Source organism: Flavisericum labens (assembly GCF_045446075.1).
Classification (GTDB): Bacteria; Bacteroidota; Bacteroidia; order Flavobacteriales; family Flavobacteriaceae; genus Flavisericum; species Flavisericum labens.
Map to the genome: position 1 here is coordinate 218,902 of NZ_JBJJBQ010000003.1, position 21,407 is coordinate 240,308.

18 protein-coding genes and 2 tRNA genes are annotated in these 21,407 nt (G+C 36.6%); 8 read left to right on the forward strand and 12 right to left on the reverse strand.

All coding sequences use genetic code 11. From position 1 onward, the window contains the following. The first annotated feature begins 31 nt into the window (after window positions 1-31). A complete protein-coding gene (gene folK / locus ACIEHO_RS07510; RefSeq protein WP_406970546.1) occupies window positions 32-1,159 on the forward strand; it encodes a 2-amino-4-hydroxy-6-hydroxymethyldihydropteridine diphosphokinase in 1,128 nt (375 codons plus the stop codon). A gap of 84 nt (window positions 1,160-1,243) precedes the next feature. Here folK and ACIEHO_RS07515 read toward each other — a convergent pair whose 3' ends face one another. The 7 genes from ACIEHO_RS07515 to ACIEHO_RS07545 form a co-directional block, all read right to left on the reverse strand. After that, window positions 1,244-2,248 (reverse strand): sugar kinase, encoded by a 1,005-nt coding sequence (locus ACIEHO_RS07515; protein WP_406970254.1) that lies wholly within the window; start codon window positions 2,246-2,248, stop codon window positions 1,244-1,246. A 179-nt stretch (window positions 2,249-2,427) separates the two neighbouring features. Continuing rightward, window positions 2,428-3,486 carry a hypothetical protein gene (locus tag ACIEHO_RS07520; protein WP_406970256.1) on the reverse strand — a complete coding sequence of 353 codons (1,059 nt, stop codon included), beginning with the start codon at window positions 3,484-3,486 and terminating at the stop codon, window positions 2,428-2,430. A 215-nt stretch (window positions 3,487-3,701) separates the two neighbouring features. After that, window positions 3,702-4,682 carry a Tll0287-like domain-containing protein gene (locus tag ACIEHO_RS07525; protein WP_406970258.1) on the reverse strand — a complete coding sequence of 327 codons (981 nt, stop codon included), beginning with the start codon at window positions 4,680-4,682 and terminating at the stop codon, window positions 3,702-3,704. Between the two features lie 93 nt (window positions 4,683-4,775). Further along, window positions 4,776-5,735 carry a cytochrome c gene (locus ACIEHO_RS07530; RefSeq protein WP_406970259.1) on the reverse strand — a complete coding sequence of 320 codons (960 nt, stop codon included), beginning with the start codon at window positions 5,733-5,735 and terminating at the stop codon, window positions 4,776-4,778. Window positions 5,736-5,896: 161 nt separating this feature from the next. After that, a complete protein-coding gene (locus ACIEHO_RS07535) occupies window positions 5,897-7,453 on the reverse strand; it encodes a glycoside hydrolase family 28 protein (protein ID WP_406970261.1) in 1,557 nt (518 codons plus the stop codon). Between the two features lie 111 nt (window positions 7,454-7,564). Further along, the gene (locus ACIEHO_RS07540) at window positions 7,565-8,224 is read right to left on the reverse strand and encodes a class I SAM-dependent methyltransferase (RefSeq protein ID WP_406970263.1); all 660 of its coding nucleotides are present in this window, start codon (window positions 8,222-8,224) and stop codon (window positions 7,565-7,567) included. Next, window positions 8,225-8,764 carry an RNA methyltransferase gene (locus tag ACIEHO_RS07545; RefSeq protein WP_406970265.1) on the reverse strand — a complete coding sequence of 180 codons (540 nt, stop codon included), beginning with the start codon at window positions 8,762-8,764 and terminating at the stop codon, window positions 8,225-8,227. Between the two features lie 210 nt (window positions 8,765-8,974). On the opposite strand from ACIEHO_RS07545, the gene mutS reads away from it, so the two are divergent. From mutS to ACIEHO_RS07560, 3 genes are all read left to right on the forward strand, one after another. Then, window positions 8,975-11,584 carry a DNA mismatch repair protein MutS gene (gene mutS, locus ACIEHO_RS07550; protein ID WP_406970267.1) on the forward strand — a complete coding sequence of 870 codons (2,610 nt, stop codon included), beginning with the start codon at window positions 8,975-8,977 and terminating at the stop codon, window positions 11,582-11,584. 96 nt (window positions 11,585-11,680) lie between these two features. Continuing rightward, window positions 11,681-11,752, forward strand: a tRNA-Gly gene (locus ACIEHO_RS07555). A 24-nt stretch (window positions 11,753-11,776) separates the two neighbouring features. Further along, window positions 11,777-11,860 (forward strand) — tRNA-Leu (locus ACIEHO_RS07560). Window positions 11,861-12,011: 151 nt separating this feature from the next. Here the strand turns inward: ACIEHO_RS07560 and ACIEHO_RS07565 are convergent. After that, the gene (locus ACIEHO_RS07565; RefSeq protein ID WP_406970269.1) at window positions 12,012-12,440 is read right to left on the reverse strand and encodes a hypothetical protein; all 429 of its coding nucleotides are present in this window, start codon (window positions 12,438-12,440) and stop codon (window positions 12,012-12,014) included. Between the two features lie 131 nt (window positions 12,441-12,571). Between ACIEHO_RS07565 and ACIEHO_RS07570 the strand changes: the two genes are divergently transcribed. Further along, window positions 12,572-13,666, forward strand: a complete 1,095-nt coding sequence (locus ACIEHO_RS07570; protein WP_406970271.1) for a formylglycine-generating enzyme family protein — start codon at window positions 12,572-12,574, stop codon at window positions 13,664-13,666. 136 nt (window positions 13,667-13,802) lie between these two features. Further along, the gene (locus ACIEHO_RS07575) at window positions 13,803-15,617 is read left to right on the forward strand and encodes a sodium:solute symporter family protein (RefSeq protein ID WP_406970273.1); all 1,815 of its coding nucleotides are present in this window, start codon (window positions 13,803-13,805) and stop codon (window positions 15,615-15,617) included. A 204-nt stretch (window positions 15,618-15,821) separates the two neighbouring features. Here the strand turns inward: ACIEHO_RS07575 and ACIEHO_RS07580 are convergent, their stop codons facing one another. Then, window positions 15,822-16,112 (reverse strand): hypothetical protein, encoded by a 291-nt coding sequence (locus ACIEHO_RS07580; RefSeq protein ID WP_406970275.1) that lies wholly within the window; start codon window positions 16,110-16,112, stop codon window positions 15,822-15,824. A 103-nt stretch (window positions 16,113-16,215) separates the two neighbouring features. After that, entirely contained in the window at window positions 16,216-17,421 is a 1,206-nt protein-coding gene (locus ACIEHO_RS07585) for a 3-deoxy-D-manno-octulosonic acid transferase (RefSeq protein WP_406970277.1), read from the reverse strand. 252 nt (window positions 17,422-17,673) lie between these two features. Here ACIEHO_RS07585 and ACIEHO_RS07590 point away from each other — a divergent pair, with 252 nt between their 5' ends. After that, window positions 17,674-18,828, forward strand: coding sequence for a DegT/DnrJ/EryC1/StrS family aminotransferase (locus tag ACIEHO_RS07590; protein WP_406970279.1), 1,155 nt, complete (start codon window positions 17,674-17,676; stop codon window positions 18,826-18,828). Next, a complete protein-coding gene (gene galE, locus ACIEHO_RS07595; protein ID WP_406970281.1) occupies window positions 18,821-19,846 on the forward strand; it encodes a UDP-glucose 4-epimerase GalE in 1,026 nt (341 codons plus the stop codon). The genes ACIEHO_RS07590 and galE overlap by 8 nt, the downstream gene beginning before the upstream one ends. 103 nt (window positions 19,847-19,949) lie before the next feature. Here the strand turns inward: galE and lspA are convergent, their stop codons facing one another. Beyond that, window positions 19,950-20,471, reverse strand: a complete 522-nt coding sequence (gene lspA, locus ACIEHO_RS07600) for a signal peptidase II (RefSeq protein WP_406970283.1) — start codon at window positions 20,469-20,471, stop codon at window positions 19,950-19,952. Continuing rightward, window positions 20,472-21,365 carry an ACP S-malonyltransferase gene (gene fabD, locus ACIEHO_RS07605; protein ID WP_406970285.1) on the reverse strand — a complete coding sequence of 298 codons (894 nt, stop codon included), beginning with the start codon at window positions 21,363-21,365 and terminating at the stop codon, window positions 20,472-20,474. Between the last annotated feature and the right edge of the window lie 42 nt (window positions 21,366-21,407).

Sequence of the window (21,407 nt, forward strand, 5' to 3'; positions counted from 1 at the left end):
CATTTACTTTTTATTAATTTGCTGCAGAATGATGAAGTCAACCAAATTTTACATTGCACTAGGTAGCAATAAAGGAGATAAGTTTAAAAACCTGCAAAGTGCGGTTGATGCGATTTATAATGACATTGGTCATATTACCAAGATTTCAAGAGTTTATAATTCGCAGGCATTTGGTTTTGAAGGTGACGATTTTTTAAACTGTTGTTTGGCCTTAAGTAGTAGATTGCAGCCACAAAAAGTACTAGATAAACTGCTTGAAATTGAAACAGAATTGGGAAGGGTTCGAAGCGCAGGAGCGGGCTACGAAGCTAGAACTATTGATTTAGACATCGTTTTTGCTGAAGACCATGTTGTCAATACTGAAACTCTACAATTACCACACCCCGAAATGCAAAATAGGCGCTTTGTATTGTTGCCGCTAAACGATATAGCTCAAAAAGAAAAGCATCCAGTTTTGGGTAAAGAAGTATCGATATTGTTGGAGGAATGTATGGACCAATCGGAATTGGAGCCGGTTAATATATGGTTAAAAAACCCCAGTAAAACTTTTGGTTTTTCAGACTACAACTACATAGCCATTGAAGGTAATATCGGTGCAGGAAAAACCAGTTTAGCCAATAAAATAGCAAATGATTTTAATGCAAAATTGATTTTAGAACGATTTGCCGATAATCCTTTTTTGCCTAAGTTTTATGAGGATGCCAACCGTTACGCCTTTGCTCTTGAAATGTCGTTTTTGGCCGACCGTTACCAACAAATAAGTGATGATTTAGCGCAACTCGATTTGTTTAAAGATTTTATTGTAAGTGATTACGATGTGTTTAAATCGATTATTTTCTCGAAAATCACTTTGCATGAAGATGAGTTTATGCTGTACAGAAAGTTGTTTAATTTGATGTACAAGGATTTAAAAAAGCCTGATTTATATGTTTATTTATATCAAAACACCAAACGTTTACAAATCAATATAAAAAAACGGGGTCGTGATTACGAGCAAAATATTGCCGATGATTATTTAGAAAAAATAAACATAGGCTATTTGGATTTTTTGAAATCGCAAACCGACTTTAACATAAAAATAATCGATATTTCCGATAGAGATTTTGTGGAAATCCGTGCCGATTATTTGTGGGTTTTGGGTGAGATTTGTGGGGCGTAGATTTTGTTTACCACGCCCCTGAATATGTCAGTTTTCTAAATCACTTTCTTCCAAAAAGATTCCAGTTCAAAATTAATAAAAGCGTTATCTTTTTATTGCTCCCGAAGTGTCTCCTTCCATTAAGTCTATTACGTTTTCTAATGATACTAAATTTACGTCTCCAGGAACGGTATGCTTGAGAGCACAAGAAGCTGTTGCAAAATTCAAAGCCTGTAGATCGTCATCATAATGCAAAAGACCATAGATTAGACCAGAAGCAAAGGCGTCGCCTGTGCCAACACGGTCAATCACATGGGAGATGTTCAATAATTCGGCCTTTATGTAGTCCTCGCCATTCCATATTTTTCCTTGTATTTGCTGGTGCGAAGCGCTTATGGACTTCCTTGTTTTTCTAACTACTTTTTCAATTTTTGGAAATTTATCCATGAGCTTTTCTGCTGAATCCTGGAATTTCCTACCAACTTCACCAATCCCAAACATCTCATTGATTCCACGCGAGCTAGTGATTACAATATCACAATTTTTCACCAACTCTGGCATTACTTCTTGCATGGTCTTTCCATATTTCCACATATTCTTTCGTGAATTAATATCCCCAGAAACTTTTATGCCCATTTTGTTGGCTGTTTTAATGGCTTCTAAACAACACAATGCAGCACCTTCCGAAATGGCGGGGGTGATTCCGGTCCAATGGAACCAGTCAGCATCTTTAAGAACGTGTTCCCAGTCTATCATTGATGGTTCAATTAAAGAGAAAGCGGAACCTTCCCTTTCATAAATGACCTCACTTGGCCGATGTACAGCGCCTTTTTCGAGAAAATATTTCCCCATCATTTTGTCGCCATAAAACACATGTTCTGTGCTTAACCAATGTTTGCGTAAAAATTGAGTGGCCGCTCTTCCAAGTGCATTTTCGGGAAAGCGGGTAACATGGGCTGCTTTCATGCCGAGGTAGGCACATGAAATGGCTACATTCGCTTCGCCACCTCCATAAACAAGTTCCAGAGAATTTGCTTGGGCGAATTTTGAATAGCCAGGTGGGGATAGGCGCATCATGACTTCTCCAAATGTGATTAGTTTTTTGGGCATACCTTTTAGTTTAGTTTATTGTTTTTGTTTAGAACGGTAAGCTAACATCATTCTTCAGTAATCATAAATTTAGTAAAAAAGAATTTAAACCCTAAAAAGGAATATTATAAGTAATGAACTGAAGACGCTTTTGTCATATTGATTTAGGTGAGAAAATAATGTTTTAGAATAAAGGTTAATCATTTTGAAAAATTATAACCAATTCCAAAAAGTATGGTGTGCGAAAAAGTTTCGTGCCTATATTCACTTTTTAGCATTAAGCCTTTATAAAGGTCTGCTTCAATGCCTCCTCCAAATAAAAAGCTTATTCCGAAGTCTTTTTGAAACCCTTTTTCTAAATCAAACCTTTTATCGCTGCTATTTCGCCTTAAGTAGCTAACATTTGGTCCAGCAAATAAATATGGGCGGATATTTTTGTTTAGTAAATTTTGTTGAAACTGTATCGGTACAGATATTAACGATTGATCTATTTCAAGATTCAATGCAGAATATTGGTAGTTAAAATAATTAAGGCCTATATTTATTGACGTACTTCTGCTTATTTTAGGATTGAATATTCTATATATAGCTTGGAAAAAGTATTCTTGTTCGTTTTTTCCGGTTCCGGCGCCAGCCATGATGATAAAATGCCTAATTGTTTTTTCTATGTATCTAATATCTCTGCTTTCAAAACCTTTTAAAGTATTGAATTTAGTTATGACTTCGATAAAATCCCTTTCGCTAAACGAAACATCGGTATTGTTTTCCCTTAACATGTTTTCTGTAACCAAGTTTAAGATTCCATAGTAGTTGTACCTGGTTATTTTTGAATCTCCTGTTTTTAGTTCGTCTTTCTGTAAAGCAAAATTTTCCTTGCTTTTGGAAACGATATAGAAAGTGGAAGATTTATAGATGCTTTTATATAATGCCGTTTCGCCTTCAAGAATCAAGTTGGCAAAAACAGAGATTTCTTCTTTCTTATTGTTTATTTTCACTTTTAATAAATCAAATATTTTCCCTGTTTTAGTTCTGAATGATTTTAAATCTGAAGTGTTAAAAATATTACTTTCATCATCTTCAAGGTTTGTTTTAAACGAAACATTACAAGAAAACCCCTTTAAGTCATCAGTTTTAATATATCCGCGAAGTGTATCGTTATTGGTTTTTACTACAAATCCTTTTTCATATAATTCTTTAAGTTGGGCATTCATCAAACAAGTGAATAAAAAAAACGACAGGATGATAAAGTTTTTGAGCATAGTTGGTTTTTTGTGATATTATTTAAATAATAGTGCCAGTAGATGTACGAGAATTAAAAGTATTGGTTTACTAAGCCAAAGTAGATAAAAAATATTTTAGAAGCATTCTAAATTGTAAGAAAAATAACTAAAATTTTCTTAAAAAAGATGGAATATTCAACTTAAAAGAATCCGTTAAGTTGTCATTGGTAGTAATTGTAAGGTTGTTACTCCATTTATGGTGCATAAAATTCAATACTCCATATTCCTCTTACTTGATTTTCAGAATAGCCTATAGCACGGTCTTTAGGGTATAATTTCAATATTTTTTCTGCAATTTCAGGATTTATGTCTATGCTTGTACCATGGCATTGCAGGCACATTGAGTTGGTAACAATGGGGTAATAAAAATGAACTTTACCATCTCTTTCAATTACAGTAGGTTGAATGGTATTGTTTTGGCTGACTTCTTTTTTATAAAGATCTATATATTGCAATTCTTCACTATTAGCATTGTTGTTTGGGTTTCTGTATTTGTCTGAAACTCTTTTGATTTTTGCATTATTGCTAACCGACATACTATCGGTTAGTGGTATGGCCCTAATGTTACAAAATTCTAAGGCTTCAAGAGCACCTTTTGTTTGTATGGCACCTATTAAATTTTTTCCCAAAACTTTTTTTGTAGAGAGGGCATATTCCAAACCTAAGCCCTCTAGGGTTTTTTCTGTTTCGTTCAGTACTGATGTTTTGCGCCCTGTGTTGTAGTTTTTAAACCCTTTTTCTTTGATGTGGTCTTTAAACCAAGCAGGCTCTTCAATTTGATAATCATATAAATATTCCGCAATTTTTTCAGCCGTTCCCATAGGAAAAGCTTGTTTTGGCATCAGACCGAATCTTCTAACCGCTCCATAAAGAATAGCATTATCCTTATTCGGGTTATTTGTAAACGCAGTAAAGGCATCAACGAAATCTTCCTTAGAGTTGTAATAGTCTAAATAACGGGCTTTAATGGCGACCATTGGGGGCGCAATTCTTCCGTTGCCTTCGGGGGCCTGAGCGTTATGGCACACGTAGCAATACGTTTCCATAAGTTTTTTGCCAGGAGGCTCGGACCTAATTTGGCTAATGTCTTGGGGAAAAGCGGTTGTTTTAGACTTTTCAATGTTGTTGCAGCCCATAAGCAGCAAGCTCAGAACGAAAATTTGTATTAGTTTCATTGCAAGAGTAATTTGTACTACAAATATCTTACAAAAACAACACTTTGAAAGTCACTAATGTTACTTAGGTGGTGGTTTTATATAAAGTGTTGTTTAGTTGTAAATGGACCTTTCCACCTTGTTTTTTACAGGCGGTATGGTTTGCAGGTATTCAAATATAGCGCCCGCCTCTTTGTCAGTTAACTGGGTGTACGGCATCATGGGGTATTGAAGTGCGTTTTCGCCTTTTTTAATACCATATTTTACGGTGTTAATAAAGTCTTCTTTTGTCCAATTCCCAATTCCAGTTTCTTTATCGGAAGTTAAATTTTGGGTCAGCATCACCCTTCCGTGTTCATCTAAAGGTTTATTGCCCCCAGCAAAATAGCCCTTACTTAAAGTAGGGTCTAAGTAGTTGTTGGTTTTAAAATCTGCTGAATGGCATGAAAAACAATCCAGGTTGTGTGCTAAATATTTCCCTAATTCCACTTCATTAGTCGGGTTAGGTAATTCAATTTTTTCGGTTGGCATCTCAAATGGTTTAAATGCCATACGGCAAAGCAGTTTGGTTAAAAATGAAGGTTTCGTTGGTATGTCTGGTGTGGCATTAGCGACAACCATGTGATTGTCTGATTTTAAAAACGAAATTATGGCGTTAATATCTTCGTCGGCCATAGTTGGTAACTTTGCCATATACGGCGGACTATACTGTCCATTTTTTTTAATCCCTGTTCTTAATAGATATACCAGTTCTCCATCAGTCCAATTCCCAATGCCGTATTGTTTATCTTGTGTTATATTTTGTGAATAGACCTCACCAAATTCTGGCGGGGCATCAAGCATTCTTTTTCCCGTTAGTTTTCTTGTTTCTGAGTTCATGTGACAATTTGCACATAGCATCATCGTCAATTTCTTTCCGCGTTCAATAGATTCTGGTGAGCTTTGTGCTTGGAAATTAACTTTTTCAATGGCGTAAGAAGGGATGTCTGTGATACCCACATATAAAAGAAAAACACCAACTGCCCCTATTATAATTGCAGCAATAATTCCTGAAATCTTTAAATATTTCTTCATCTTAATTTATTGGTAAGATAGGTAAGAAGGGATTTTGAGGAGATTAAATTTACATTTTTTAAAATTTGTATGCAAGTTTGTGTAATTGGGCCTTTTTATAGAAATAAAGAATAGACCCGGATAATTGCTGATATAAAGAGTTGGGCGTTTTTGTTTGCTTACTATTTATTATGCTTTATAAAATTAATATTATCCGTCTGCGGAGTTTCATTGGGAAAGGCAAAATTTTTATAATCGGAAATGATATTGATGTTTTCCATTGAAATATTTTTGCTTTCAAGGATGTCTACGATACTATCGGGTGTGGCTATTTGGGTATTTTTAACCGTTATGTTTTTACCGTCATGAATAATGGCCAAATTAGAGCATTTAGCGTCTACATTGTCAATAGTTAAATTGGTAAGTGGCGACTCCGGTATGCCGTAAATCTTTAAAAAGTGGCTGCCGTTTTCAATAATAATATTGCTTATGGAAATATCGCGATAAAAAGGTGTTAACGCATTAACTTCTCTTGCTGGCAGGCGCTCGGCTAATTCACCAACATAGGCAGGTGTGCCTAACATATCCCATTTTATGCAAGTGGCTTCTAGATTCATTCGTATCCTGTCGTAAAATAAATGTTCACCGCCGCCACCTCTAGGACGTCGCGTTTTAAATCGGATACCGACTACCGTGCCTTCAAAAACGCAATCGTGAACATAGAGATTTCGAATTACACCAGCGGTTTCACTTCCGCAGGTAATGCCACCGTGCCCTTTTTGTGCCAAACAATAGCGCACTACTATATTTTCGGTAGGTTTGTTCACTTTTAATCCGTCCTCGCCACGACCCGATTTCATAGTAAAACAATCGTCACCCGTATTTAAAGTACAATATTCAATAAGCACATTTTTTGAAGATTCCACATCAATGCCATCGCCACGAGGAATACCATATGAATCAACATAAATCCCACGGATAATCACATTGTTGCAATAAGTAGGGACAATGTTCCAAAATGCGGTCTTTTCCAATGAAACACCTTCGATGTAAACATTTTTGCAATTGATGGGTGAAATGAATTTTGGGGGTAAAATCCAGTCTTCTTGAGAACCATCATGAATACGTTCTTCAGCAGGTTTTGATAAATCCACTAAACTTTCAATAGGCTGAGTGTAGGAGCGTTCTTTTATTTCGCCTGCAAAAGGACCAATAAGTTTTCCTTTTCCTGTTAAAGCGATGTTGTTTTGTCCATTAGCATAAATGCATGAGCCTAAAGACATCACTTCCAAACTTTCCACACGCGTAAAAACTGCCGGTTGGTAATCTTTAACATCGGTGCTAAAGCGAAGGGTGGCACCTTCTTCAATATGCAGGTTAACGTTGCTTTTTAGTGAAATCCGACCTGTTTTCCATTCGCCTTTGGGAATAATTACGGTTCCGCCACCAACTTCCGAAAGTTCATCTATAGCACCTTGAACTAAATCCGTTACCAGTTCATTTCCATTTGCAGTAAGCTTCTCAATTAGATTTATGGTTGCATCAGGAAAAGTTGGTTTTTTAAAAGAGGGCATGTTAAACGGTGCCGATACGGGTGCGATGGTATCTGGCATAACCAAATGGCCGACTTGTTCTTTGGTTGGTATATCATCCAGCAGGCTATAATCAGGGCCGGCTTGGGTAGCTTGTTCGCAGCTTAAAGCTAATACTAAGGTGAAAAAAGCGATTAAAAGTCTCATGGGTTTAGTTTCGATTTCTGGTATGTAAAAATATAGGGTTTCTATGAACGGAAACCTAAATTTTGTTCATTGTTTTTTCTTGTAATAGTTGTGTCGTTACTCTGCTTTCAATTAAAACACTTGATACAATTTGGTTACAATTCGCCCCTTGCCGTTTGCTAGTATATGTTCGCCAAAACATAGCTCTACCTTAATCTTAAAATTAAAAGGCGCTTTTAAAATATCGACACCACTGTTTTTCTTAATTCTGATACCTTGTCCAGAAATAATATCCAAATTGGGCAAAAAATCTCCCAAAGGAATATGTTCGCTAAGAATGACATATTTATAATGGGACAATTTGTTTAATATGTTTTGTATTTCTGAATTAGGTAAATGCTGAAGTACCTGCCTTAAAATAAGACAATCTGTCGAAGGGAGTTCATCTTTTGAAATATCTAGGCAACGGAACTCTAAGTTGTTTGCTTGGTAAATGATTTTGTTGCGTTCAATTAGTTTTTCAACAATATCTACGGCTATATATTTTTGCGAATATTTAGAGAGATGTTTACCTATATTAAAATCGCCACAGCCCAAATCGCAAATTTTTAGAGGTTCTTTGAAAGACTTTAAAAAAGCAACGACGGTTTCCAAATACGGCTTTACGATTTCTTGGTCGTGTGAACCAAAACCAGAATAAAAATCAAATTCTGTTCCGCCCCAAAGATGCCTATCGTAAATTTGTTCCATTACCGCTTTGGTGGGCCATGGTGTTTTGGTTTTTTGTGCCACTTACTTTCTGATTTCTGAAAGTTTACTAAAAACATCCCAAACCACAACGCCACAACTCACCGAAATGTTCAAGGAATGCTTACTTCCAAATTGTGGGATTTCAATCACTACATCACTGGCAGATACCACATTCTGGGTCACACCTTTTACCTCGTTGCCAAAAACTAAGGCGTACTTGGTTTCGGGTTCAACTTTAAAATCGTTGAGCATAGTGGCGTTTTCAACTTGTTCGATGGAGCATACTGTAATCCCTTCCGTTTTTAATTGTTCAATAATCTCTAAAGTATCCTCGGCATACTCCCAATCAACTGTGTCAGTACTTCCCAATGCTGTTTTATGTATGTCTTTGTGCGGTGGTTTTGCTGTAATGCCGCAGAGATAAATTTTTTCAATTAAAAAAGCGTCGCTCGTTCTAAACACGGAACCGATGTTGTTTAAACTTCTAATATTGTCTAAAACAACAATGATGGGTGCTTTTTTTGCTTCCTTAAAAGCATCGACGCTCAGTCGGTCTAATTCGCTATTTTTTAATTTTCGCATTTTGTTTAATTCAAGTCATTGCGAGGACGAAGGACATGGCAATCTTTTTAAGGGATGCTTCGACTGCCCTCAGCATGACAAAGTAGTATTGTTGAAATCTCATTTAAATTGTAGATAACTTATAAACTATCAACTTCAAAAAACATGAAATTAATAGTACATTGCATGCTACAATTTTGTCAAAAATAACATTAAAAAATCACTTTACCATTGGCTAAAAAAGCAAAAAAGGAAACACCGTTAATGAAACAGTACAATACTATTAAAGCAAAGTACCCTGATGCTTTATTGCTATTTCGTGTTGGAGATTTTTACGAAACCTTTGGTGAGGATGCAGTTCGTGCAGCTGGTATTTTAGGCATTGTTTTAACCCATAGGAACAACGGCGGTGAAAAAACCGAGTTGGCAGGATTTCCACACCACTCGCTAAATACTTATTTGCCAAAATTGGTAAAAGCAGGGGAGCGTGTTGCTATTTGCGACCAATTGGAAGATCCCAAACAAACCAAGAAAATTGTAAAGCGGGGCGTAACGGAGTTGGTGACGCCTGGTGTAGCTTTTAATGATGAGGTGCTGGTTTCAAAATCGAACAACTTTCTGTGTTCGGTATATTTCGATAAAAAATATATAGGCATTTCGTTTTTGGATATTTCAACGGGTGAGTTTTTAACCTCGCAGGGTAACGCTGAGTATATTGACAAATTACTTCAAAATTTTAATCCGAGCGAAGTGTTGGTTTCGAAGCAAAAGCGCTCACTTTTTAAAGATACCTTTGGAGAAGACTTTCATACGTTTTATTTGGAAGATTGGGTATATCAAACTGATTATGCCTACGAAACACTAACAAAGCATTTTAATACGAAAACGTTGAAAGGTTTTGGTATAGAAGATTTGTACGAGGGCATTATTGCATCGGGTTCTATTCTTCATTATTTGGGAGAAACGCAACATCATAAATTAGAGCATATCACCTCCATTGCTCGTATTGCTGAAGACGATTATGTTTGGATGGACAAGTTTACCATTCGAAATTTAGAACTATACAATTCAACCAACAACAATGCAGTAACGCTGTTAAATATCATTGATAAAACCATTTCGCCTATGGGCGGGCGACTCCTGAAGCGCTGGTTGGCTTTGCCTTTAAAAAGTAAAGATAAAATTAAACTACGCCATGAGGTAGTTAGTTTTTTAACTAAGGAAGATGCTGTTCATCAAAAAATTCAAAACCATATAAAACATATTGGAGATTTAGAACGGTTGATTTCCAAAACGGCTACTGGAAAGGTTAGCCCACGCGAAGTCATTCAGCTTAAAAACTCCTTGGAAGCCATTGTGCCCATTAAAGTTTTGGCGACCAATTGCGACAATGAGTCGCTTAAAATTATTGGTGATACGTTACAAAGTTGCGAGGTGCTCCGCGAAAAAATAAAGCAAACCTTAAATGAAGAGGCTCCAGTAAATGTGCTAAAGGGTAATACGGTTGCCGTTGGTTTTTCTTCAGAATTAGATGAACTCAGAAACCTGTCAAAATCTGGAAAAGATTATTTAGACGATATGCTTGAGCGTGAAAGTAAGCGTACAGGCATTACGTCATTAAAAATAGCATCAAACAATGTGTTTGGTTATTATATTGAAGTACGTAATACGCATAAAGACAAGGTTCCCGAAGAATGGATTAGGAAGCAAACTTTGGTAAACGCCGAACGTTATATTACGGAAGAGTTAAAAGAATATGAGGCCAAAATTTTAGGAGCAGAAGAGCGTATTTTGGCCATCGAGCAACAGTTGTTTGGCGAATTGGTAAATTGGATGAATCAATACATAAAAGCAGTTCAACAGAATGCCTATTTAATTGGGCAGATAGATTGTTTATGTGGGTTTGCACAGCTGGCAAAGGACAATAATTACGTCTACCCAACTATTGATGAATCGCATGATTTAGATATAAAAAACGGTCGCCACCCTGTCATCGAAAAGCAATTGCCTTTAGGAGAGGCTTATATTGCCAACGATGTGTTCTTAGACCGCACGTCGCAGCAAATCATTATGATTACGGGGCCAAACATGTCTGGTAAATCGGCTATTTTGCGTCAAACGGCTTTAATCGTGTTGTTGGCCCAAATAGGAAGTTTTGTGCCAGCGCAAGACGCTAAAATAGGCTTGGTTGATAAAATTTTTACGAGAGTAGGCGCCAGTGATAATATCTCGATGGGCGAATCTACTTTTATGGTTGAAATGAACGAAACGGCATCTATTCTTAATAATATTTCAGATAGAAGTTTGGTTTTGCTAGATGAAATTGGTCGTGGTACGAGTACGTATGACGGTATTTCCATTGCTTGGGCTATTAGCGAATATTTGCACGAACATCCTTCAAAACCAAAAACGCTTTTTGCAACGCATTACCACGAACTCAATGAAATGACCGAAACGTTCGAGCGTATTAAAAACTTCAATGTTTCAGTAAAGGAATTAAAAGACAATGTGCTTTTTTTAAGAAAATTGGTTAATGGTGGAAGTGAGCATAGCTTTGGTATTCATGTAGCAAAAATGGCTGGAATGCCACAACAAGTTTTACATCGGGCTAATAAAATTCTGAAGAAGTTGGAGAAATCGCATTCCAGTGAAGAGCTTACTGATAAGGTGAAATCGATACAGGACGATATGCAATTGAGTTTTTTCAACTTAGACGACCCGTTACTTGAGAATATTAAAGACGAAATATTACAAACTGATATTGATACACTTACTCCCGTAGAAGCGCTTATGAAACTGAATGAAATTAAGCGGATGTTGGTCAAGAAAAAACAGGCGTAAAATAAATTTTATTTATTTTAACAAAAGGCTTTGGTTTTATTAGAAATATTTTAAATTTGCATCCGCAATACGCTATTGCACGTTCATCAACATACTGCGAAAGTAGCTCAGGGGTAGAGCATCACCTTGCCAAGGTGAGGGTCGCGGGTTCAAATCCCGTCTTTCGCTCTGATACTTTTTAGATATACCAATGCTGAAGTGGTGGAATTGGTAGACACGTTGGACTTAAAATCCAATGACCATTAGGTCGTGCGGGTTCAAGTCCCGCCTTCAGTACTTAGAAAAACCGTAAACGATTAAATATCAATTGTTTGCGGTTTTCTTGTTTCTTATCTAGTCAACCATTAGTTAACAATTTCAATAAAAGGGGGATTTTTACTCTTTTTTATAGGTTGGAAAAACTCGGTCTTTGTTGTGTGTAGTGTTTTTAACCTACCATTCTTAAAGCAATATCTCCGTTCGATTGTTGCTCGGTTTGTATAAAAACTAAATTCAAGTTTAAAATATTATCGTACTTTAAGATTAGAGCGTGACCTTTTATATCTTTGTACTCTAACTCATTTAGAGGTTTGCGAGAAGCATCTTTTATGTAAATTAAATTAAGATTTCCATCTTCTGAAAGTTCATAATCACTAGTACACCTGTATAGGTAAATGGACTTGCAACAAAAAGTCCAGTCTAATATAGTAAGTCCATCCTCAGAAAAAATTTCGAATGGCATATTTTCGTTGTTTATGAATCTTATGTAATAAATAAAGTCCGTCCCTTGTTCCCGCACTGTTCCTTGTTGCTCTTCCAAAAAGGCAATAGTTAAGTTGTAGTCATCTGAATCATTACAACTAACAATTAAAAGCAATAATGCTAAAATGTAAATTAATTTTTTCTGCTAAATTTATTCTATATTTCGACTTAAAACTTTCCGATATTTCTTGGGCCTTATTATGCTTATTTTAAATGAGAAGTGATATAAAATAAATCTCAAATATTATGATGATAAACAATAAGATAACGACATCAATCTTTTTTAGCGTTTTTATTGCGGTTTTAATATTTAGCTGCAAGCAAGAAAATAAACAACCCAAATCCATCATCCAATCCGAAAGTCACCAAGACATCAAAACTCCCGATGGTATGATTTGGGTAAAAAGGAAGACCTTTACCCAAGGGGCAAAGGATGGAGATAAATATGCGATGCCTCGAGAAAAACCTTCGCACACTGTTACTGTAGATGGTTTTTTTATTGATATCACCGAAGTAACAAACAAAAAATTTAGAACTTTTATTGATGCTATCGATTATGTAACCGTTGCAGAACGCCCCATAGATTGGGAAGAAATGAAAAAAGACTTGCCTGAAGGTACACCAAAGCCACACGATTCTTTGTTGCAACCAGGCAGCTTAATTTTCAATAAAAATGTAAACCAGGTAGCTACTATGGGTGATTATTCGCAGTGGTGGATCTGGAAAACTGGTGCCAATTGGAAACACCCACTAGGGCCAGGAAGTTCAATTGATGCTAAAGATAATTATCCGGTCGTGCATATTGCTTATGAGGATGCCCTAGCCTACTGTAAATGGGCAAATAGGCGCTTGCCAACCGAGGCTGAATGGGAAGCGGCAGCGCAGGGCACTGCAATCAATAATATTTATACATGGGGAAATAGCATAGAAGTTTTAAACGAAAATGCGAATACATGGCAAGGCGTGTTTCCCATTAAAAATGAGCCTATAGATGGATTTGAATTTATAGCCCCTGTTAAGTCTTATCCTCCAAATACTATTGGTTTGTATGACATGATGGGTAATGTTTGGGAGTTGACTAGCGACTGGTTTAACGTGAACTACTATCAAGAATTAGACACGACAACGGATGTGGTAAACCCCAAAGGTGCCGATAAAGGTTATAGTCCCAGTAACCCTTACCAAGAGGAGCATATTATAAAAGGAGGCTCGTTTTTGTGCCATGCATCGTATTGCGCCAGTTTTAGGATCTCTGCAAAAATGGGGACAAGCCCAGATTCGGCATCAGACCACGTTGGGTTCAGAACGGTGGCAACGCCAATAATGTTAAGAAATAAATAAAGCTTATTTCGGACACGTAAAATCGATTTCAATAAAATTCAATTTAGTTGAAGCTTAAGAATAAAATGTGTTTCTTTATTGCGTATTTGAACTAATATATTATTCAGTAACATTAAAGTCGACTAAATAGAAAAATATGGTATCCTTAGACACCTTAGATTATGTATTGATTATATTATTTTTTGTAATTACTTTATCCATAGGGATTTATGTTTCAAAAAAATCTGGAAAAAATTCTTCAGAGTTTTTTCTGTCTGGACGAACGATGCCATGGTGGTTGTTAGGAGTTTCAATGGTCGCTACAACATTTTCAACCGATACGCCTAATTTAGTTACCGATATTGTTAGAACTAATGGGGTTTCTGGTAATTGGGTTTGGTGGGCATTTTTGCTCACTGGTTTGTTAACGGTTTTTGTGTACGCTAAATTATGGCGAAAATCGAATGTGAACACCGATATTGAATTTTATGAATTTCGCTATGGCGGAAAACCAGCCAGTTTTTTAAGAAAATTTAGAGCGATTTACCTTGGCGTTATTTTTAATATTATCACGATGTCTTCGGTGACTCTGGCGGCCATAAAAATAGGAGGTATCATGTTAGGCCTAGAACCATGGCAAACGGTGGTTAGTGCAGGTTTAATAACGGTAGTCTTTAGTGCGTTGGGCGGTTTTAAAGGTGTGGTTTACACCGACTTTGTTTTGTTTTTTGTGGCTATGGGAGGTTCTATAGGAGCTGCATATTACCTTGTAAATTTGCCAGATGTGGGTGGTGTGGAAGCCTTACTGGCGAATGAAGGGGTGGCGGACAAATTATCAATATTACCAGATTTTGGCAATACGCAGGCATTAATAACCTTATTGATTATTCCTTTGGCAGTACAATGGTGGAGTTCTTGGTATCCTGGTGCTGAGCCAGGAGGAGGAGGGTATATAGCACAACGAATGTTGGCCGCAAAAGATGAAAACCATGCTATTGGTGCCACGTTCTTCTTTAATATTATGCATTATGCGTTACGCCCATGGCCATGGATTTTGGTGGCTCTGGCATCGTTAGTTGTTTTTCCTGATTTGGCTAGTATTCATGAGGCGTTTCCAAATATAGCAGATGACAAATTGGGTCATGATTTAGCCTATTCTGCTATGCTTACCAAATTACCGAGTGGTTTGTTAGGTTTGGTTTTGGCATCTTTGATAGCAGCTTACATGAGTACCATCTCTACACAATTAAATTGGGGATCGTCTTATATCGTCTACGACTTCTATAAACAGCAAATTAACCCAGAAGCTTCAGAGAAAAAATTAGTAGCTATTGGTAGATTTTCAACCGTGGTTTTAATGGTTTTAAGTGCTGTTTTGGCGTTGGTATTGCAAAACGCGCTACAATTGTTTGAACTCTTACTTGTGTTTGGTGCAGGTACAGGTTTAATATTTATTCTGCGCTGGTTTTGGTGGCGCATTAACGCATGGAGTGAGATTACGGCTATGTTTGCATCGGGAATTATATCTATTGTTTTAAAGCTTACACCAATAGGTGATGTGTTATTTGATGTGGAATCCGGAATATTCCCAGATTGGTTCGAATACCCTTTTGTTGTTCTTGTTACAACTATAGTTTGGTTGTTAGCGACTTATATTACGCAGCCAGAATCTAAAGCTGTACTTCGGTCTTTTTATGAAAAGATACAGCCAGGAGGACCGGGTTGGAGTAAAGTTGTTCGGGAGGCAGAGCTTGAAAATGTAAAAATAGCTGATAGTGGGAAAGAGTGGTCGGTGCCGTCAGGAATCAAGGCTATGGTATTGGGGTGTATTTTAATTTATAGCTGCATGTTTTCAACGGGTTATATTATTTACGGCGACTACAATAGGGCATTAATTCTAATTTCTATAGCGATTTTATCAGCAATACTGTTGATAAGAATTTGGAAAAAAATAAGAACAAAAATATTATGAGATTTATTCTATTTCGAAACGTAATTATTTAATGTCGCAGTTTTAAGTGGTTAGTTTCTAAGTGATTTGAAAATTCAAGATTAGATGTTTGCATTATCCTGTTGCATATTAATATGGTCTCTATTGAAAAAGTTATTTCTACAGCAAAACAAAAGCCGCCCAATTAAGGCGGCTTTGATTTTATTTATAAAAAAACCAGTATTTTTATTCTAGTTCTTTAGCTTTATTTTCAATAGCGTCACCAGCTTCTTCCATGGCTTCCCCAGTTTCGTTAACGGCTTCGTCTGTAGCGTCAATAGCTTCGTCTATGGCTTTGCCAGCTTCTTCCATTGCGCCTTCTGTAGCATCCGCTGCGTTGTCTGCAGCTTCTTCCATTGCATCACCAGCATTCTCCATAGCTTCTTCAACTGAATCAGCTTTTTTAGTATCTCTACAAGAGGTGAAACTTATAGTTAATGCTGCCAACAAAACGGTACTCAATAATAATTTTTTCATTTTAGTATTCATTTTAGTGTTAATTATTTAAGACGCTGATTAATTTAAGGAATTTTTTTGTTAATTCTGTTAATGACTAACAAAATTTATTGCGACTTTATGGTTATATACGAAGTTGATTGAGGATTTGGATTACCGCACCTTTGTTTTTAATGATGAATTTGGAATTAGCCGTACCAGTTTCTTGACGTTTTACTTCATTTTTAATCAAATCATCCAAAATATGGTTTAATTCTTTTTGATTTGAAATTGAAAACATGCCACCATTGTCTATGAGGTCCTTAGCTTCGGGAAATTTATCATAATTATGGCCAATAATAATGGGTACACCAAATACGGCTGGTTCCAGAGTGTTATGTAGGCCAGTATTCCCCATGGCGCCACCTACATAAGCAATGTCGGCGTAGTTGTAAATTTTTGTGAGAATACCGATCGTGTCAATTATAAAAACTTTCTGTTTTGAGAGCTGTGTATCGTCTTTTTCAGAATAAAGCACATGAGATACTTTTAATTTTTCCTGAATGTTTTTGATGTGCGTAGCCTTTATGTCGTGCGGTGCAATAATAAATTTTACATCGGCTTTATCATGCTTGTTAATATATTCGATCAATAAATTTTCATCTTCAGGCCAGGAACTACCAATTACAATACATAGTTGGTTGTTTTTAAAACCTTCAATAAAAGGTAAAGTATTGTCTTGCTCTAATTGACTGAAAACTCTATCGAACCGGGTATCGCCACTAACCGTAACATTGTTGTAATTTATGGATTCTAACAGTTGTTTTGAAACCTCGTTTTGGGTAAAAATGTGTTCGAAAGCAAAAAGAGACTCTCTAAGCGGTTTACCCAATGGTTTAAAATATGTTTGATTTTTTCTGAACGCCGCCGATATTAAAATGGCTTTAAGATTGTTTTTTTTTAGTTGATTTAAATAATTAGGCCAAATATCATATTTGACGAATACGGTAAGTTCAGGTTTTACCAAATCTACAAAATGCTTGGCATTAGTCTTTGTATCCATGGGTAAATAGATTACCACATCAGCTATGGGAGAGTTTTCCCGCACTTCGTAGCCCGATGGTGAAAAAAAAGTTAGAACAATTTTGTGTTCAGAATAGTGTTTTCTGAGGACTTTAAAAACGGGAAGACCTTGCTCATATTCGCCTAGTGACGAACAATGAAACCATAAAGTTTTGGCATTATCAGCTAACTCTGAATTTAGTGTGTTAAATGCTCGTTTTCTTCCTTCTACACCGCTTTTCAACTTGTCATTAAATGGTGCAGCACATTTTAAAATGAAATGTGCCATGTAAATGCCTATGTTATAAATAAAACTCAAATGCCTTTATTTGTTGCTAAAATACATTTCTTTAAGAAAACGAATTCCTTTATTTTTAAAAAAGAACACTTATATATAATCAAGAACTCTATTAGGCAAATATTCACAAATGTTTGATTGTATAGCGTTAATGATTTTTGTAATTTTGAGAACTGCGAATCCAGTGGGATTTGTGTTAAAACGGCTTTTCAAATAAGGTGTAAAAGCTATAATATTTTTTTGATGAAAAAAATTCAAATGGTAGACCTTAAAGGTCAATATAACGACATAAAAGATGTTGTTAATCCTTCCATCCAAGAGGTTATTGATAATACTGCATTTATAAACGGACCCAAAGTACACGAATTTCAACAGCAATTGGAAGAATATCTAGATGTTAAACATGTTATTCCTTGTGCCAATGGCACCGATGCCCTTCAAATTGCTATGATGGGATTGGGGCTGAAACCGGGTGATGAAGTTATTACTGCCGATTTTACTTTTGCAGCTACTGTTGAGGTTATTGCGCTGTTACAATTAACACCTGTTTTGGTTGATGTTAATGAAGACGATTTCAACATAAATATCGAGGCTATAAAAAAAGCCATTACACCAAGAACAAAGGCTATTGTTCCGGTGCATTTATTTGGTCAGTGTGCCAATATGGAAGCCATCATGGAAATTGCCCAAGAGCACAATTTGTATGTCATTGAAGATAATGCGCAGGCTATTGGAGCAACATACACATACAAAAATGGCAAAAAAGTTATGGCGGGGACGATTGGCGATGTAGGGGCGACCTCGTTTTTTCCTTCTAAAAATTTAGGTTGTTACGGTGATGGCGGTGCTATTTTTACTAATAATGATGATTTAGCACACACCATAAGAGGTATTGTAAACCATGGTATGTATGAACGTTACCATCATGATGTGGTCGGCGTGAATTCTAGGTTAGATAGTATTCAAGCGGCCGTTTTGGGTGCTAAATTGCCCTATTTGAATAGCTATAATGAAAAGCGAAGGATTGCGGCCAAAAAATATAATGAAGCTTTTAAAGGGATTGATAAAATTAGTACTCCAAAAGTTTCAAACGGATGCACTGAAATATGTGATACTTGCGATTGCCATGTATTTCATCAATACACCTTGCGACTTAAAGGTGTTGATAGGGACGCATTGGTAAAGCATCTTAATGAAAACCAAATACCATGTGGTGTATATTATCCCATCCCACTTCATAAGCAGAAAGCTTATTTGGATGAACGTTATAATGAAAATGATTTTCAGGTAACCAACCAATTAGTACAGGAGGTTATCTCACTTCCAATGCATACCGAATTGGATGACGAACAAATAGATTGCATTACATCAACCATAATAAAATTTATAAATGGATAAAATATTAGTAACTGGCGGCCTAGGTTTTATAGGTTCACATACTGTTGTTGAATTGCAAAACGAGGGCTACGAGGTCGTTATTATTGACGATTTGTCTAATTCTTCTGAGAATGTGCTAGATGGGATTACTGCCATAACAGGAAAAACTCCAATTTTTGAAAAATTGGATTTAAAAAACAGGACTGGTGTAGAGGCTTTTTTTGCTAAACATAATGATATTAAAGGTGTTATACATTTTGCCGCTAGTAAGGCCGTTGGCGAAAGTGTACAGGAACCATTACTATATTACGAAAACAATATTGGTACGCTCGTTTATATTTTAAAAGAATTAAAAAAGCTTCCTGAAGCGAGTTTTATTTTTAGTTCTTCGTGTACAGTTTATGGCCAAGCTGATGAATTGCCTATAACAGAAAATGCACCGGTTAAACAAGCTGAATCTCCATACGGAAACACCAAACAAATAGGCGAGGAAATCATAAAAGATACTTGCAAAGTAACGCCAAGCCTTAAGGCTATTGCATTGCGGTATTTTAATCCAGTTGGTGCACACGAATCGGCTAAAATTGGTGAGTTGCCTATTGGGGTACCACAAAATTTGGTTCCGTTTATTACGCAAACGGCCATTGGGTTACGTGAGCAATTATCGGTTTTTGGTGATGATTACCCAACTCCCGATGGTACCTGTATTCGCGATTATATTCATGTTGTCGACTTGGCAAAAGCTCACGTCGTGGCATTACAGCGTTTGTTAGGAAACAAAAACAAAGACAACTACGAAACTTTCAATCTAGGAACAGGAAAAGGAAGCTCAGTACTCGAAGTAGTTAAGGCTTTTGAGAAAGTTTCTGGAGAAAAACTCAACTACAAAATTGTTGGGAGACGTGAGGGTGATATTATTTCTGCCTATGCAGACACCAATAAAGCGAATAACGAATTGGGTTGGAAAACCAAATTAACGTTGGATGATGCTATGCGTTCTGCCTGGAAATGGGAACAATTGGTTAGGAGCGAAAAGTAAATAATTCAAATAACTTCTAGAAAAAATGAAGCCATTCTCATAATAGAGAATGGCTTTTTATATGAATGGACATATTTTGATTTTAACCAGAGAATCATTCTTTTTAAGAAACTATTCTATCCTGCTTTTTCTTTCTGAAGCTTGCCAATACCAAAATTATCATTCCCGTAGTTACGGAGAGGTCGGCCAGGTTGAAAATACCGGTTTTAAAAACACCGCCTAAATCTATAAAGAGGAAGTCGGTTACCTTTCCGTAGACCACCCGGTCATAAACATTAGCTACACCGCCACCAATAATACTTGAAAAAGCAAATAATGACCAATAATCTAAAGATTTATCTTTTATGATATATCGAAGCACAAACGCTAAAACAACAATGGGTAAAATGAGCAATAGAATAAGGCGCATCGTTTCGCCCAATTCACTACCCATACCTAAAAAAGCACCAGTGTTTTCAACATGCATTAAAACAAAAGCGTCACCAATTAAAGGGATACGTTCACCAGGGCTGATGCCATTTCTTAAATCAACGTTTGCCCGAACTAATACTTTTGATATCTGATCGGCAGCTATGGTTAAAACTATAACGACGGTAATAAAGAAGGAGCGTTTGCTTAGCTTCATTTAGCTATTGGTTTCAAAAGTTGCTGAAGCAGTTTCAGATTCGCGATTAATTTTCTTAACTAAACCTTGTAAAACTTTACCGGGGCCAACTTCAGTAAACAATGTAGCGCCGTCGGCAATCATTTGCTGAACGGATTGTGTCCATCTCACCGGAGCAGTAAGTTGCGAAATCAAATTAGTCTTTATTGCCGCTTCATCAATTACGGCATTGGCCGTTACATTTTGATAAATGGGGCAATTCGGTTTGCTAAATGTTGTACTTTTTATTGCAGCTGCCAATTCTTCGCGAGCTGGTTCCATTAAGGGTGAGTGGAACGCTCCGCCAACCGGTAATACCAACGCACGGCGGGCACCAGCATCTTTTAAGCTTTCACAGGCTTTGTTTATGGCTTCAACTTCACCAGAAATAACTAATTGACCAGGGCAATTGTAGTTTGCTGCTACTACAACACCTTCGGTCGTAGCACATATTTTTTCAACAATATCATCATCTAAACCTAAAACAGCAGCCATGGTGCTGGGCTGTAATTCACAGGCTTTTTGCATCGCTAAAGCACGTTGCGATACCAATTTTAATCCGTCTTCAAAATTTAAAGCGCCATTGGCAACCAATGCGGAAAATTCACCAAGTGAATGGCCGGCAACCATATCTGGCTTAAAGCTATTGCATAATGTTTTGGCCAAAATCACCGAGTGTAAAAATATAGCGGGTTGGGTTACTTTGGTTTCTTTAAGGTCTTCCGCAGAACCTTCAAACATAGTGTCTGTAATACTGAAACCTAAAATATCGTTGGCTTGTTCAAAAAGGTCTTGTGCTAGCGGTGAGTTTTCGTAAAGATCTAAACCCATTCCCGAAAATTGAGCGCCTTGGCCCGGAAAAATATATGCGTTCATTTTTTAGTTCGTTTTTAGTGCTGCAAAAATAGGAATAAAAAT

Excerpts from the sequence above, each read along its gene's own strand:
- folK (WP_406970546.1), top strand. The coding sequence starts at position 32 with ATGAAGTCAACCAAATTTTACATTGCACTAGGTAGCAATAAAGGAGAT.
- ACIEHO_RS07515 (WP_406970254.1), bottom strand. The coding sequence starts at position 2,248 with ATGCCCAAAAAACTAATCACATTTGGAGAAGTCATGATGCGCCTATCC.
- ACIEHO_RS07520 (WP_406970256.1), bottom strand. The coding sequence starts at position 3,486 with ATGCTCAAAAACTTTATCATCCTGTCGTTTTTTTTATTCACTTGTTTG.
- ACIEHO_RS07525 (WP_406970258.1), bottom strand. The coding sequence starts at position 4,682 with ATGAAACTAATACAAATTTTCGTTCTGAGCTTGCTGCTTATGGGCTGC.
- ACIEHO_RS07530 (WP_406970259.1), bottom strand. The coding sequence starts at position 5,735 with ATGAAGAAATATTTAAAGATTTCAGGAATTATTGCTGCAATTATAATA.
- ACIEHO_RS07535 (WP_406970261.1), bottom strand. The coding sequence starts at position 7,453 with ATGAGACTTTTAATCGCTTTTTTCACCTTAGTATTAGCTTTAAGCTGC.
- ACIEHO_RS07545 (WP_406970265.1), bottom strand. The coding sequence starts at position 8,764 with ATGCGAAAATTAAAAAATAGCGAATTAGACCGACTGAGCGTCGATGCT.
- ACIEHO_RS07570 (WP_406970271.1), top strand. The coding sequence starts at position 12,572 with ATGATGATAAACAATAAGATAACGACATCAATCTTTTTTAGCGTTTTT.
- ACIEHO_RS07575 (WP_406970273.1), top strand. The coding sequence starts at position 13,803 with ATGGTATCCTTAGACACCTTAGATTATGTATTGATTATATTATTTTTT.
- ACIEHO_RS07580 (WP_406970275.1), bottom strand. The coding sequence starts at position 16,112 with ATGAAAAAATTATTATTGAGTACCGTTTTGTTGGCAGCATTAACTATA.
- ACIEHO_RS07585 (WP_406970277.1), bottom strand. The coding sequence starts at position 17,421 with ATGGCACATTTCATTTTAAAATGTGCTGCACCATTTAATGACAAGTTG.
- ACIEHO_RS07590 (WP_406970279.1), top strand. The coding sequence starts at position 17,674 with ATGAAAAAAATTCAAATGGTAGACCTTAAAGGTCAATATAACGACATA.
- galE (WP_406970281.1), top strand. The coding sequence starts at position 18,821 with ATGGATAAAATATTAGTAACTGGCGGCCTAGGTTTTATAGGTTCACAT.
- lspA (WP_406970283.1), bottom strand. The coding sequence starts at position 20,471 with ATGAAGCTAAGCAAACGCTCCTTCTTTATTACCGTCGTTATAGTTTTA.
- fabD (WP_406970285.1), bottom strand. The coding sequence starts at position 21,365 with ATGAACGCATATATTTTTCCGGGCCAAGGCGCTCAATTTTCGGGAATG.